Genomic DNA, 15004 nt, shown 5'->3' with positions numbered 1-15004 from the left:
TTAGTATTAATCACTAATCTGCAACAACGGATCCTTTTTCGTAACCTCGACTACCAATTTATGCAATCCAATCAATGCTATCAAATTTGGAATTACCATAAGTCCATTAAACATATCCGCAAGTTCCCACACTAAATCAACTTTTTGAAGTGAACCGGCAATTATGCAAATCATTACTAAAATTCTATAAATGTTAAGCGCTTTTTTACCAAAGAGATATTTCACATTAGCTTCCCCAAAGAAATACCATCCAATTATAGTAGAAAACGCAAAAAAGAATAATGCAACTGCAACAAAAATCACTCCAAAATGACCTAATACTGCGTGAAATGCCTGTTGTGTCAATGAAATCCCAGTTCCATCTGCTTTTCCATCTGCAATCAAAATTACTAATGCCGATAATGTCAAAATTACAAAAGTGTCAATAAAAACTGTAACAATTGCAACATGCCCTTGATCTTCAGGATTTTTAACCTTTGCAATTGCGTGAGCATGTGGAGTTGAACCCATTCCAGCCTCATTTGAAAATAGCCCTCTTGCCACTCCAAATCTTATTGCTTTTTTTATTCCCATTCCTAAAAATCCACCTAAAACTGCCTTTGTCGAAAAAGCATTCACAAAAATTGCTTTAAATGCCAAACCTGCATTTCCAATATTTAACACAATAATGAACAGACATATTACAACATAAAGAACTGCCATAATAGGAACTATTTTTTCAGTAACTGAAGCAATTCTTTTTACTCCTCCAAAAAATATAAATCCAGATAAAATTGCCAAAAATATACCTGTTATAACTGTCGGAACATGAAAAGCATTATGAAAAGCATCTCCTACCGAATTTGCCTGAACCGCATTTCCCATAAATCCTAAAGACAGTATGCATGAAACCGCAAAGAATGCTGCCAGAAATTTGGCCGCTTTTCCTCCTTTAAATAATGTTTCAATGTAGTAGGCTGGGCCTCCCGTCATTTCTCCATCTTTTTTCTGTTTGAAAATCTGACTTAATACAGCTTCTGAATAGATAGTTGCCATTCCAAAAAATGCACTTACCCACATCCAGAATATTGCCCCTGGTCCTCCTGATACAATTGCTGTTGCCGCTCCTGCGAGATTCCCTGTTCCAACTTGTGCCGCAATAGCCGTTGCTAAAGCCTGAAACGACGACATTCCATTATTATCCGCCTTTTCTCCGCTCAAGTCAAATCCGCTCGTCAACTGTTTCAAACCGCTTTTAAACTCCCTAACTTGAATAAATTTTAGTCGAAATGTATAAAATACTCCCGTTCCAACTAACAAAACAATTAAAATAACTCCCCAAAAAAATTCATTAAAATTTTTAATAATTTCTAACATCTAAATCCTTCTCCTTCGTTTTTTATTTCTGAATTTTAGAATGGATAGAAAAGTTTAAAGCGTTTTAATACAAATTTTATTATAAATCAAAGAAAAAGGCTGTCTTTTACTTAAATAAAGTCAAGACAACCTCTTAAAATTTCTTTTATATTAAAAAAGAAATATAAAATCCATAATTTTATATGTATCATTCTCTGTTCTTTTACCTGAGAGTTTAGGGAATAAAATTCCTTTGCTCCTTCGGTGCCGTCATTTAAGACAGTCTCTCCAGAGGCTCGTCCACTATGAGTCCTTTTACCTGAAAGAGTTACTTCTTCGGTGTTTTATTACATATTTACAAAATTTATAAATGAAATAAAATCTCTCCTCATACCTTCATCCAAATTATTCACTTTCCTATATGTTAGCATATTTTTCTCTGTGTGTCAATTTTTTTCTCATTGTATTCTAAGTTAATCTATTTTCAATTTTATATTATTTTTTTAGCAACTTATTTTCCAAAAATTTCAATGCCTTATCGACATCTGCCTCTTTTCCTTCCTCAGACACGTATTCAATGTATTTCACATTATTATTTTCATCCACTATCATCAATGCTCTTGTTAAAAGCCCTTTTTCCTTTATGAAAAATCCATTTTGGATACCAAATTGATGATATTTAAAGTCAGAAACCGCTTTTAATCCGTTAATTTCATTGGCTGTACAGAATCTTTCCTGAGCAAATGGAGTGTCAACTGTCACAGAGTAAAATTTCACGTTTGTGTGAGTTTTGGCAGCTTCATTTAACTGTTTTGTCTGCAGTGAACAAACTTTTGTATCAAGTGACGGTGCTGTATAAATTACTTTTATATTTTTATCTTCAAAAATATTTTTTTCTTCCAATTTCGTATTTACAACTAAAGGCACTTCCCTTATTTTATCTCCAACTTTTAATTCTTTTCCAACAATTGTTACAGGAACTTTTCCCATTGTGATTTTTAAATTATTATCAGCTTTCAAAGTGTCTAAATATTGTGCATATTCGGCATCTTGTCCTGCCTTTCCTGTTTCATTTTGTGTTTTTGGCTTATTTCCACAGGCAGCCAGAACTACTGCAGCTGCTCCTAATAATAATATTTTTTTCATTTTTTCCCTTCTTTCGTAATTTGTCTGTTGTTTGTAAAAATTTAAATTGTATGATTTTTACAGTTTTAATTTAAACTATTTTTATCTAATTTTATCATTTCTATTTTGATACTTCTCTAATTAAACTCGGATTATACAATAAACTTTCATTTTTTCTTACTTCTTCAAAAGTATATGTTTTTAAAATTTTTCCATTTTCAAAAACACATTCCATTACGGAATCTTCATGATATTGATTTTCAGGTAAATCTGAAATATTTACTGTTTCAAATTCTCCATTTTTATTTTTTATCAAGTCAAGCCGTCCTTTTTTACTGACTTTTCCTTTATCTGTAACAGGATTTTTGTAAACATCTCTAACTTCATTTCCAATTTTTATACAGCTGCATTTCATGGCAAATTTATGAGTATCCCTGTTAATGCTAGATTTTTCATTTCCTTGCAAAAGCGATCCTCCACAGCCCAAAGTAACATTTTCGGCAGAATATTTGTTATCCTTTAAAGATTTATAAATATCCCAGATTGTATCTTCATTAATTCCATCGCCTTGTAAAATACGGACTTTGTTAATCACTTTATATCCTTTGGAGTTTACAGTATACCCAAAATTCTTCTCCAGACTTTCGAGTGCAAATAAAATATTTGTAATTGCATCTCCGCTATCTGGACGTATTGTAACCATTCCATCTCTTGCCAATATTTTTTCACGCAGCTCTTTTCCAATAATATTTTCTACCGCATTAAAAAAATTATAGCTGTCAAGAACGATTGAAACAATTCCTTTTGGAAATTTATCAAGCATATTTTCGTATGCCTCTTTTTCATATTCCTGAGTCCATGAAGTCATTGTGCTATGTTCAGAAGCAGGCACGCTGTAAGCGGCTATTTTTTCATTATAATATTTACGGGCAAAGACAAGTGCATTTAAGGTATCTGTTCCATAAAAATTTGTAAGATGAGCCATTCCGCCAATTCCGGCACTTTCCTCGCTGGAAACACCACGATAACCAAAATCATGCAATTTAAACTTCAATTCTGACTCCACATTATCACTTGTTTCCTCTAAAAAGTATTTTATAATCTGTTTTGCCTTGTATGAAAATGTCGCAACTGTAATTGGATACCATATTTTTAACAGCAATGTTTCCACCCAGCCCACAATCCAAGGCACATTTTTGTCAGTTGATTCAACTGTAACCAGCACATTATGATTTTTTACAACACTGCCTTCTGGAACGGTTCTAATTCTAAGTGGCAATTTCCCGTCCAGTCTTTCTACAATATACCTCCATCCCTCTTCAAAAAATGGCAATCCATGCAATTCGCAAATTTCCTTAGCTTCATCTATCATTTCATTTGTAATTCTTTTTGTTAAATATCCCATTAAGTAATATTGAAGTCCAAAAAATTTTACATATCCGTATAAGCCACCACGGCTTTCGATATAATCGTGCATATACGTCATATTTTCTGGATACTGAAATGGATGTGTAATTTTATAAGAATCTGTCGATAATATTAAATTTTTCATTTTTATTTTGTATGATAATTACAAATCATGTAAAAATCATACTCTCCTTCCCTATACTCTTTTAGCCTTTCGTAAAAGTATAAAAACTTCACCAAATACAATATTTTAAAATTTTTAGCTTTGTTATTTTCTCCATCTTTGACAAAGAAACAAAAATTCTTGTAGTTGTAGACACTGCTGTTAGTCAATCTTTGATACTTTTAAATCATCTATATACTTTTAATTTGTATGCCCAATTATAACTCTTTTTCCTTTGAAAATATACAAAAAATACAGTAAAACCTCTTTGAATTAAACAAAAGATTTTTACTGTAATAAGATTTTTTTATTTTTCCAAAATTTTATCCGCCAAAACCAATGCTATTTTCTTTTCTCCAACCATAAATTCCACAATCATGCTTTTTGTATCCACTTTTTTTATTTTTCCACGTCCAAATTTCTTGTGATTAACAACATCCCCAACTTTATATTTTGAATTTACATTTGAAGAATCTTGAGAATTACCTGATTTTTTGCTAAATGTCCATAATTTATCTTTAGAAAATGGATTAAAATTTTCTATTTTCGGTGTAAAACTTCTTGGAGATGAAGATTGCCCTTTTAGGCTTCCGTATTTTCCGCCCACATACTCTAGATTATCTTGCTTCATTTCGTAGATAAATCTTGATGGACGACGTAAATTATCATCTTTTCCCCAAATTTTTCTTGATGAAGAATAGGAAATAAACAGTTCTTTTTTAGCACGGGTTATCGCAACATAGCAAAGTCTACGCTCTTCTTCCAGCTCTTCTTCAGGAGCGTCAAAAGAAATTGACGGAAATAGCCCATCTTCCATTCCCGCAAGAAAGACATAATCAAATTCCAGCCCTTTTGAACTGTGAATTGTCATAAGTTTTACATAATTTTCATCATCTTCCATTTGATCAGTTGCTGAACTTAACGAAATCATATCAAGATACTCATTCAAGGACATGCTTGGATTTTGCTTTTCAATTTCAGTAATACTGTTTAACAATTCCTCAATATTTCTAACCCTGTCTTCCTTATTGTCTTCAATTGAGTCAATATAACGTGTTTTTATAAGAATTTCATCAAATATTTCCTTAATTGACATTTCTTCAAGGCTTGAGTAAATGCCTTGCATTAAATTGTAAAATTCCTTTAATGCTAGTTTTGTAGCTGCTCTTACTGGAATTTCATCAATGTAATGAAGTGCTTCAAGCATCGAAATATTTTTTTCATTTGCAACTTCCTGTATTTTTTCAAGAGTCTTTTCCCCCACCGAACGTTTTGGAACGTTAATTATACGATAAAAATTGTGATTATCATTTTTATTATTTAAAAGACTCAAGTATGCTAAAATATCCTTTATTTCCTTACGTTGAAAGAACTGCATTCCGCCATAAATTTTATATGGAATATTTGCAGACAGCAGTTTTTCCTCCAAAACTCTTGACTGTGCATTTGTCCTGTACAAAATCGTCATATCCTTGTAATCGGCACCATCTCTTTTCTTTTTTTTCATCTCTGTCACAATGAAATCTGCTTCATCATAAACAGTCATTGCATTATAAATCTTGATTTTTTCTCCATCTGAGCCATCTGTCCAAAGTGTTTTCCCTTTTGAACTTTTATTATTTTTAATAAGCTCATTGGCTGTATCCAGTATTTTCTTTGTAGAACGGTAATTTCTTTCCAGTTTTACCGTAAATGCTTCCTTGTAATCTCTCTCAAAATTCAGAATGTTATTAATATTTGCTCCACGAAATGCGTAAATACTCTGATCCTCATCCCCTACGACACAGATGTTTCGATACTTTGCTGCAATCATATTAATCATTTCATACTGAATATCATTGGTATCCTGATACTCGTCCACCACAATATACTGATACCTTTCCTGAATTCTTTCGAGAACAAAAGCATCATCCAGCAATTTTCTTGCATTCAAAAGCAAATCTGAAAAATCCATCGCATTATTTGCCTTCAAAACTTCATCATACTTCTGATAAATCTCGCCGAAAAGCCTGTTTGCAGGAATCCTCATATCAATTTCACGTTCAAGCTCCTTAATTCCTATCCCCTGTTCCTTCAATTTACTGATTCTGTTTGCAAGTTTTCCTGGCTGAACATTGTCATTATCCTTAATTCCCATATCCTTTTTTATCTTTGTAATAATTGACTTCTGATCATCCACATCATAAATATTAAAATTTCGCCCATATCCAATTCTTTCAGAATAAGTTTTAAGCAGTCTTACCGAAAACGAGTGAAATGTAGAAACTACAAGATTATTCGCCTCATGTCCAATAAGTGCCGCAGCCCTTTCCTTCATCTCTCTTGCCGCCTTATTCGTAAAAGTAAGTGCCAGAATATTAAGCGGCGAAATCCCTATCTCTTTTACCATGTGTGCAATTCTATAAGTAACTGTCCGTGTTTTACCGCTTCCCGCTCCAGCCAGTATCAATACAGGCCCTTCTATTTTTTCTGCAGCTTTTCTCTGCTCTTCATTTAATTCATCTAAAATACTGCTCATATTTCTCCTTTTTTTTCATTATTTTTTACAATTCTCTATATTTAACTTCCGTTATTTTCGATATTTTCTCAATAACGCCATTTTCTTCCTTTTCTTCCCCAGCGTGACTACTCCCATTCTTATAGACAATTTCCTTCAAGTTCAAATCCGATTTTTTTAGTAAATCCACTGTTAATAAAATCTGGTTAAGTACACCTTTTTTATTTTTTGAAACAATGATAACTTCTGAATTTTTTCTAAATTCACACATAAAGTCCAGAATACTGTAGCTTCCTTCCAGTTTTAACAAAAGTCCGCCAGTAATTCTGACAAAGATATAGTCGTTTTCAATCAATGCCAAATTTATTTTTTCACGTAAATTTATTAAATCACTTTTTTCATTTTCCTCCATTTGCCCTTTTATAACTATTGTTGACACTTTTTTATTTTCAAACAGCTGTTCTTCATACATTTTTTCAACAAATTTCTTGCCAACGTTAATTTCTGTTCCAACTACAAAATATATTTTTCCTTTTTTATCAGTTCTATGCCTTACAATGTGATGCCTTCGGCATCTTGCCTCATAATTTTCATTTGCACCAACCATAACCAGCGGATCGTCATAATAAGCAGGCTCCCCATTGATAAGACGCTGGCTCGCATAAGCAGTCTTTCCGCAAACCATGCAAATTGCGTGAAGCTTATCCACCTGATCAGCAATGCTCATAAGTTCTGGCACCGGCTCATAAGGTTCTGCCCTAAAGCTCATATCAAGCCCTGCGACAATCACTCTTTTCCCATATTCTACATACTTCTTACAAAACTCAACAACTTTTTCCCCAAAAAACTGCACTTCATCAATACCAATTACTTCCGCATCAACATTTTTTTCCATAATTTCTTCCATTTGAGAAACATCACTCACGGGATAAGCTCTAAAACTGTCATTCCCATGCGAAAATACTCCCTCTTCCCCATATCTGTTATCAATAGCATGTTTAAATGCTACAATTTTTTGCTTCGCATACTCAGCCCTTCTAAGCCTTCTTATAAGTTCCTCGCTTTTTCCTGAAAACATGCTTCCAGTAACAACTTCCAACGTTCCTATTTTAGAATTTTGTATCATTTTATCTTCCTTTTTTATTTATTTTTTACAGATTTCTCATTGCCACAATTTTTTGAACAAAAATATCCCTTTTGCTTAGCATATTTACGTTTTAAAAAGGGGGACTTGCCCCCATATTTTTAATCTTTATTTTGTCTAAATGAATCAAACATGTTTTTTGCGTTACTATATAAAACCTTAACTTCATAAGGTTTTACGTTAATTTGAATTTTTTTATCAGAAATTGCGTAATTTTCTTTTAAATTCAGCTGATTTCGATAAAATCCAAATAATTTTGGTACCTGCAATGATAATGGATATTCGTCTGCTCCGTTATTTACTACAATTATCATTGATTCATTTCCAGCTGAAATTTCATAGGAAATAAAGTCTGTATTTGGTCTTGCTGGCGTAAAATCACGTCCTTGGTACAATTTTGCCCGTCTGTTCTGATCTGCTAAATAAGCAGATATTTCTGAATCAATACGACCTTGTGTTTTTGGATCGCTGTAAACTTCAAGGATTCTTAATTTCCCGTTTTTAAACAGATTTTTATGTTCCTTTCTGACTTTTAGCAATGCTTTATAATGGTTTTCTATATCTGCATTGCTGTTTACAGGATATGAAATCCATTTTTGCACTTCGTTTACTTCCACAACACTAGGAAAACTTCTAAGTCTGTCTTTATATTTGCTTATGTTATCTGTTTCAGGGTCGTATGGCGCGTAATCTTCCCACAGCATAGGCTTTCTATTTCGTGGCGAATCTGCTCCCCACATTCCCTTTTCATCACCATAATATATAACTGGTGTTGCAGGCAGCATCATTTGTATTGCAACGACTCTTTTAAGTTTACTTACAGCTGTTCCGTCATACAAATCAGGACGAATATTCAAGTATCCCTGATCCGACTGATTATTTCTATCATAAACTCTATTCGGATTTATCATTCCACTAAAGATTCTATCTGTATCAAGCGACCCAATAAAAACTTGTGTCATATTAAAACGATTGCTTGAATATCTGTTATAAATCTCATTTAATTTTGTTGCAAATTCTACACCGTTAATTCGGTAATTTGGATTAGTATTTACAGTATATTTTATAATATTATTGACAATATTATAATCTGCCCCACTGTCATAAATCCCATCTTCAACATCTTTTGTAATACTATTTGAAACCTCTCCTGTAATTAGCAAGTCAGGTTTATATTTTTTCAAATTTTCTGTAATTTGTGCAAGATATTCTTTATTCTCGTTGTCGTAATAAACATATCTTATTCCGTCAATTCCGTCATCATATACATCTTTTTTAAAAGTCTCATCAGGCCCTAAAATCCATTTTTTCATTGCATTTTCAATGTAATTTCTAACTTGCGGATTTTTTAAGTCAAGTACAGTATCCTTTAAATACCAGTTGGAAAATTCTTTATTATTTCTAGCAAAAAATCTGCTTGATGTTGTATCAGGAGCCACTTCCAGAACTACTTTCAGACCTTTCTGGTGAGCCTGTTTTACAAGGCTTGCCAACTGCAAATCAGAATCTGTCCAAATCCAGCTTTTTACATTAAGTAAATCCTCGTCAAGTAAATTTTTATCCGTTTCAGGATTGAAAATAAGCAAGTTTAATTCCTTATCCCCGTTGTTATTATGAACTTTTGCCTTTATATCAAGCCCTTTTGATGTTCCAGTCTGCTCAATGTAGCCAAAATACGGATCCACATGATTAAAATAAATCGTATCATATTTATGGTTTGAAAGCGAATAAAATGGCGATGATAGAATTATGTATTCCACACCAAGATTTTTGATGTAGTCAAGTTTGTCAATTATTCCCTGTAAATCCCCACCATAGTAACGTGTGTAGTTTTGCACGTCATTTAGCGTATTTTCTTCCCATTCATTTTTTTCCTCATAGTTACTGTTCCATTCATTCAAAGAAAACTGCGGTTTTTCATTTCCACCCCAATATGCCAGCACTAAGTCTTTCTTAGATGTTCCTGAACGAATTTCTCCAGTAGGCTCTGAAAAGTCATCTGTCCCAAATTCGTTAAAAATCGCATCATTATCCACATCGCCATTTCTAAATGAATCAATATAAATCTGATATCCAACTGAGCCTCTAGCCCATTCTGGAATTGTTGTAAGCTTTGTAGAACGTGAATATTCAAATTTCTCTACATTTGCAGGATTTTTCGCAATATTTCTTCCCATATAATATTTAGTCTTGTCATCAGTCAATACAAAATAATAACTTGACACATTGCTTGGAATTTCAGCCATAAAAATTTCATTACCGCCATAATTTCCAATTCCACGCATCATTTTTTTCCCGCCACTGTAGACAACTTCCGCAGAATAAACATCGTTATTTTTCGTTCTTAACATAATCTTTACATTATTTCCATTAAGTACCCTGAATTCAGAATCTTCCTTATGAACTAACGAATTCAAGTCGATAACCCCATCATTTCTTTGGCTATATTTCAATGATTCTGTTGAATTTTCCTCGTTTTGCCCTGTTTCATTATTCTCTGAATTTTCAATATTTTCCTGTTTATTCTTATTTTTTCTTTTTACTGCACTAATCAAATAACCTTCACGATTGTTTACATCATTATTTTTAATATTCATTTGAAAATTTTCATTTTGTGCAGAAAATGAAACAACTGAACTTACCAAAAACAATAAAACTTTCATTTTTAATTTAAAACTCATATTTCTCCTCTATTTACCTTAATCTCCCTAGCCGCAGCCAGACAAAAAACAGTAATTTTTATATTATTTCCATTTTTTTTATCTTTATTATCAAATTGCCTTAAAATGCTATTTTTTATTTCCCTAAGTGTCGCTCCTGTCGTTACAATATCATCGAGTATCAAAATTTTTTTATTACTCAAGTCAACATTCTTAGAAACCCTAAAAGCTCCCTCAATATTCCTGTTTCTTTCTTCTTCGTCCAAAATTTCAGCCATCTTTTTTGTATTTTTTATTCTCTCAATCCGAACATAATTCACTTTCAGACAGTTCAAAATCTCATCAACCTGATTATACCCTCTTTCATTCTTTCTTTTTCTGCTGACAGGCACACTCACGACAATATCTATCTTTTCACGTTTCAAGACATAATAAAATTCTTCCTTTATCAATTCAGCAATCAACTTTGCCATGATTTTTCTATGATTATATTTATAAGAATAAATTAACCTCTTAAACTCCTTATTGTAATCCCATACATAATAAATATTATTTAATTTTCGCAATTTTTTCAAACTTTTCAGAATATTTTTCGTATCCTTCGATACAATACCGTACTCAACTAATTCCACCCCTGAAATTATATCCTGGTTTCTAAATAAAATTCCTTTAAAATTAAATATTATTTCCTTAAAAAATTTAATATCCTTCAACAGGATCCTCAACCTTTTGAACTATTTTAGTTGAGTACATTTCTGTATATCCACAATTTTTACATATTTTTAAATAAAATGTATCAATGGCAATCTGAGTTCCAGCAACTTTTTTTGTAGGAATTGCCACCTTTTTCATTTCAAACATTTCTTCTCCACATTTGCAACATTTCTCATCATTTCTCATATAATCACCTCAAAACGCATTTTTTAACCACTCAATACTGTTAGAGCCACGACTTACTCCGACAATATCATACCTTACATTTTTATCCCATTCCTTTTTTAAAAGATAAATTTGTGAACTTGCAAGAATCTTATTCTGCTTATCCTCCGTCACCATCTCAATCGCTGATCCAAAAAAATCATTCTTCCGATATTTGACCTCCACAAACACCAGCGTCTGACTCCTCTTTTCAAAAAAAATCAAGTCAATCTCCCCAAACCTGGTATAAAAATTACTCTCAACAAACGTAAGCCCTTGCAAAATCAAATATTCCTTCGCCACATTCTCATACTTAAACCCAATTTCCCTTTTATTCATAATATTTCTCGTCCCATCCCCTTTTTTAATATTGTATCACAAATATCTATATTTATTCTTTTAATTTTATATTATATGATACCAATTTTTTACTTATTTTTCAAGACTGGAAAATTTCCTCTTCTTTTTTTATTATTTGATTTTTTTAATTTTTTTCCTTATCTTTCCACTCTAATCCACTTTCTTTAAATATTTTCTCAATTTTATTTATTTTAAAATTTTTAAAAAAGTTAATTTTTTTATTTTCCCAAATAAATAAGGGATTTATAAAGGAAAAATTTTTATACACAAAAGTCTTTATTTATATTATAAATTTAATAATATTACAATATCTAAATATTGATAATTTTTTTAATTTATATTTTCAAAATATTCTAGCAATAATTTTTCAGAATTAAAATATTCATTTAAAAAAAATAACAAGATATTTGTTCCGTCATCTAATATAAAAGGAATTTCAGAATTATCAATTTTAAATGTTTTTACTTTTTTTAAGGCTTTTCCTTTTTGTTTTATATCACATAGTCTTTTTTCATATTCTTCAATAGAGTAAAAAATATATTCATGATCCATATGAGAGATATAAAATTTCCCTGCTTTTTCAAAATATTCACAATGTATTACTTGAGTTTTTATAATATCATCTTCTATAATTTCAAAATTTTCAGAAATTTCTTCAAAAGTGATACTGTTTCTTTCAATATTAATCCATAAATTTTCACCTTTTTCATAAGAAACTAACTTAGTTGGTAAAATTTCTTTTAAATTTTCAAATTTAAATGTTTTTCCAAAATTTATATCTTCTGCACTCGGAATTTTTTCTAAAATTCCTAAATAATAATTAGGTTTTAAAGACAAATCTTTTATATATTTTTTATCTTTTAATTGCTTTAATTTTTCACAAATTTTTTCTGATAAATGATTATCTAACATGATATAATTATTAGTTTTCATTCTTACATCCTTTAAACAAAAAAAACGTATTTTTATTAGCTTTCTGTATTTATTTATCTTCAATAATTTATATTTTTTATACTGCGTGTCATCATTGATAAACTCATAAGTTTTTTCTAACATATTATTTTTTTCATTTATTTTATAATCTGGTTCTTCTACAATACTTCTGTATTTTTCATACAACAATTTTAAAATTTCATTATACACAAATTCCTCTATTGACATTTCATAATTTGCATCTTCATAATATATTTTAAAATTATGAATCATTTTTAAGAAATCAATTTCTTTTTTCTCTTTTTCTATTCTTCGTATGTTTTTTTCATATATTTCTTTATTTTTTATATCAATTTTTTTTAATTTTTCTTTTTGTATTTGTTGCTCTAATTTTTCTTTTTGTAAATTGACAATTTCCTCTCGAAACGTTACCTTATTAATATTTTCTTTTATATATTTTATTCCACATATTCTTAATGGATTAATACAAATACCTCTATTTAAATTCATGTATTCTTCTATAGTTAGTTTTTTTTCTTCTTGGTAAATTGTATTTAATATTTTTTTTAATTCACTTTCCATAAATTACTCCTAAATATGATTATTTTACTGATTTCCCAATATCTTCTTCAAAAACATCTTCCTATGATACCTACAAGCCCCTTTTTCAAGTAAAATCTCCCTATGTTTCTTAGTTCCATATCCTTTATGTTTCTCAAATTCATACTCAGGAAATTCCTTTGCAATCTCACAAAGCATTCTGTCTCTTGTAACCTTTGCCACAATCGAAGCTGTCGCAATAGCTAATGATTTGCTGTCTCCCTTTACAATGCATTCCTGCTCTCCTTCATACTCTCGAATCAAATGATTACCATCAACTAGAACTATATCAAATGCTGATTTTTCAGTCACTTGATTTATCGCTCGACGCATTGCTAGAAATGTTGCATTCAAAATATTCATCTCATCAATTTCTTTTTCTGAAGCGATTCCGATTCCCACGATACAATTCTTTTCTATCGCTTCAAACAATCTTTCCCTTTTTTTCTCAGTCAACTTCTTCGAATCATTAATCTCCTGCAATTCTGGGAAATCCTGAATCACAATTACAGCTCCAGCCACGACTGGCCCTGCCAAAGGCCCTCTACCAGCCTCATCAACCCCAACAACAATCTTATTATATTTTTCGTCAAATTCCATTAATTCATTTTTTTTATCCATAAGCATATTCCTTTACTTTTTATAATATTTCTAAACTTAAAATTTGATAATCTTAAATTAGTTTCTCAAATTCTATTTCAAATTTAATATTTTTATTAGTTTTTTTAACACAGAGGTATTAAACGCCATACCTCTACACTCCCACTTGACACAAAAATTTCTAATTAATTTATCTAATACTAATAACTTATAAATTCGATATTTTTAATTTAACTATAATTATTCATTTAATTAGAATGAATATTTAAAAAAATCAAAAAATTTCAAATTCTAGCCCACATTTTTTCAATGCCTTTTCAAAATCTTCAGGTAATTCTGCAATAAATTCTATTTCTTCTTCTGTAATTGGATGTTCAAATTCCAATTTGTAGGCATGAAGCATTTGGCGTTTTTCGGTGTCTGTTCTGCCGTAGACACTGTCACCTAGAATTGGGTATCCTAAATATTTCATGTGAACTCTTATTTGGTGAGTTCTTCCAGTTTCAATATGAACTTTAACAAGCGTAAATTTTTCCGTCTGTGAAATTGCTTCGTAATTTGTAATTGCAGTTTTTCCTGAATTTAAGTCATTTATTACGGTCATTTTCTTCCTGTCGTTTTTATCACGCCCAATTTGTGTTACAATTCTTCCGCTTTTTTTGTTTAGTTTTCCTTTTAAAATTGCAAGATAAGTTTTTTTTACAGTTTTATCGTGAAACATTTGTGACAATTTTAGATGTGCCTTGTCATTTTTGGCGATTATTAAAAGTCCGCTTGTGTCCTTGTCTAGCCTATGCACAATGCCAGGACGGATTTCTCCATTTATTCCTGACAAATCTTTGATGTGATACAAAATTGCATTTACAAGCGTTCCCGAATAATGTCCGTTTGCAGGATGTACGACAATTCCAGCTTTTTTATTTATAACTGCCAAATCATTATCTTCATAAATTATTTCAATATCAATGTTTTCAGGTTTTATTTCAACAGTTTCCAGTTCTGGAATTACAACTTTTATTGTATCATTTTCTTCAATTTTATAAGCAGGCTTTGTTTTTTTTTCATTTACCAAAATATTTTCATCTTTTATAAGCTGTTGAATGCGTGTCCGTGTCAACTCCAGCCTTTCCGACAAAAATTTATCAATCCTGCTCCCTGCCTCTTCATTTAAAACAACAATATTTTCCTCATTTTCACTATTTTCAACATCTATTTCATCTTCAAATTCATTTTCAACTTCATATTTTTCATTCATAATTATC

Annotated in this window: 12 protein-coding genes and 2 riboswitches; all 12 genes read right to left on the bottom strand. The window is 30.9% G+C overall.

Annotated elements, in window-relative coordinates; translation table 11 throughout:
- Positions 1 to 6: 6 nt before the first annotated feature.
- The 12 genes from FVE77_RS05335 to FVE77_RS05280 all read right to left on the bottom strand — a co-directional run bounded on the left by FVE77_RS05335 (position 7) and on the right by FVE77_RS05280 (position 14997).
- Positions 7 to 1356 carry an alanine/glycine:cation symporter family protein gene (locus tag FVE77_RS05335; protein ID WP_026746476.1) on the bottom strand — a complete coding sequence of 450 codons (1350 nt, stop codon included), beginning with the start codon at positions 1354 to 1356 and terminating at the stop codon, positions 7 to 9.
- 192 nt (positions 1357 to 1548) lie between these two features.
- Positions 1549 to 1629: riboswitch (glycine riboswitch) on the bottom strand.
- A 3-nt stretch (positions 1630 to 1632) separates the two neighbouring features.
- Positions 1633 to 1735, bottom strand: a riboswitch (glycine riboswitch).
- Between the two features lie 95 nt (positions 1736 to 1830).
- Positions 1831 to 2481, bottom strand: a complete 651-nt coding sequence (gene tpx, locus FVE77_RS05330) for a thiol peroxidase (RefSeq protein ID WP_026746477.1) — start codon at positions 2479 to 2481, stop codon at positions 1831 to 1833.
- 100 nt (positions 2482 to 2581) lie between these two features.
- Positions 2582 to 4012 (bottom strand): nicotinate phosphoribosyltransferase, encoded by a 1431-nt coding sequence (locus tag FVE77_RS05325; RefSeq protein ID WP_026746478.1) that lies wholly within the window; start codon positions 4010 to 4012, stop codon positions 2582 to 2584.
- Positions 4013 to 4337: 325 nt separating this feature from the next.
- Complete coding sequence (locus tag FVE77_RS05320) at positions 4338 to 6548, bottom strand: ATP-dependent helicase (RefSeq protein ID WP_026746479.1); 2211 nt, start codon at positions 6546 to 6548, stop codon at positions 4338 to 4340.
- Positions 6549 to 6573: 25 nt separating this feature from the next.
- Positions 6574 to 7653, bottom strand: a complete 1080-nt coding sequence (locus FVE77_RS12980; protein ID WP_026746480.1) for a thymidine kinase — start codon at positions 7651 to 7653, stop codon at positions 6574 to 6576.
- A 119-nt stretch (positions 7654 to 7772) separates the two neighbouring features.
- The gene (locus FVE77_RS05310; RefSeq protein WP_026746481.1) at positions 7773 to 10352 is read right to left on the bottom strand and encodes an alpha-amylase family glycosyl hydrolase; all 2580 of its coding nucleotides are present in this window, start codon (positions 10350 to 10352) and stop codon (positions 7773 to 7775) included.
- Positions 10349 to 11044 (bottom strand): ComF family protein, encoded by a 696-nt coding sequence (locus tag FVE77_RS05305; protein WP_026746482.1) that lies wholly within the window; start codon positions 11042 to 11044, stop codon positions 10349 to 10351. The genes FVE77_RS05310 and FVE77_RS05305 overlap by 4 nt, the downstream gene beginning before the upstream one ends.
- Positions 11031 to 11231, bottom strand: a complete 201-nt coding sequence (locus FVE77_RS05300; RefSeq protein WP_006804457.1) for a zinc ribbon domain-containing protein — start codon at positions 11229 to 11231, stop codon at positions 11031 to 11033. Before FVE77_RS05300 ends, FVE77_RS05305 begins: the two co-directional genes overlap by 14 nt.
- Before the next feature lie 9 nt (positions 11232 to 11240).
- Complete coding sequence (locus FVE77_RS05295) at positions 11241 to 11588, bottom strand: YraN family protein (protein WP_026746483.1); 348 nt, start codon at positions 11586 to 11588, stop codon at positions 11241 to 11243.
- 351 nt (positions 11589 to 11939) lie between these two features.
- The gene (locus FVE77_RS05290; RefSeq protein ID WP_026746484.1) at positions 11940 to 13124 is read right to left on the bottom strand and encodes a hypothetical protein; all 1185 of its coding nucleotides are present in this window, start codon (positions 13122 to 13124) and stop codon (positions 11940 to 11942) included.
- A gap of 24 nt (positions 13125 to 13148) precedes the next feature.
- The gene (locus FVE77_RS05285) at positions 13149 to 13763 is read right to left on the bottom strand and encodes a ribonuclease HII (protein WP_232052966.1); all 615 of its coding nucleotides are present in this window, start codon (positions 13761 to 13763) and stop codon (positions 13149 to 13151) included.
- Positions 13764 to 14016: 253 nt separating this feature from the next.
- Positions 14017 to 14997, bottom strand: a complete 981-nt coding sequence (locus tag FVE77_RS05280) for an RluA family pseudouridine synthase (RefSeq protein ID WP_026746486.1) — start codon at positions 14995 to 14997, stop codon at positions 14017 to 14019.
- Between the last annotated feature and the right edge of the window lie 7 nt (positions 14998 to 15004).

Origin of the sequence: Leptotrichia hofstadii (assembly GCF_007990525.1) — a bacterium.
GTDB lineage: Bacteria > Fusobacteriota > Fusobacteriia > Fusobacteriales > Leptotrichiaceae > Leptotrichia > Leptotrichia hofstadii.
This window is presented reverse-complemented; position numbering and strand designations above follow the sequence as displayed.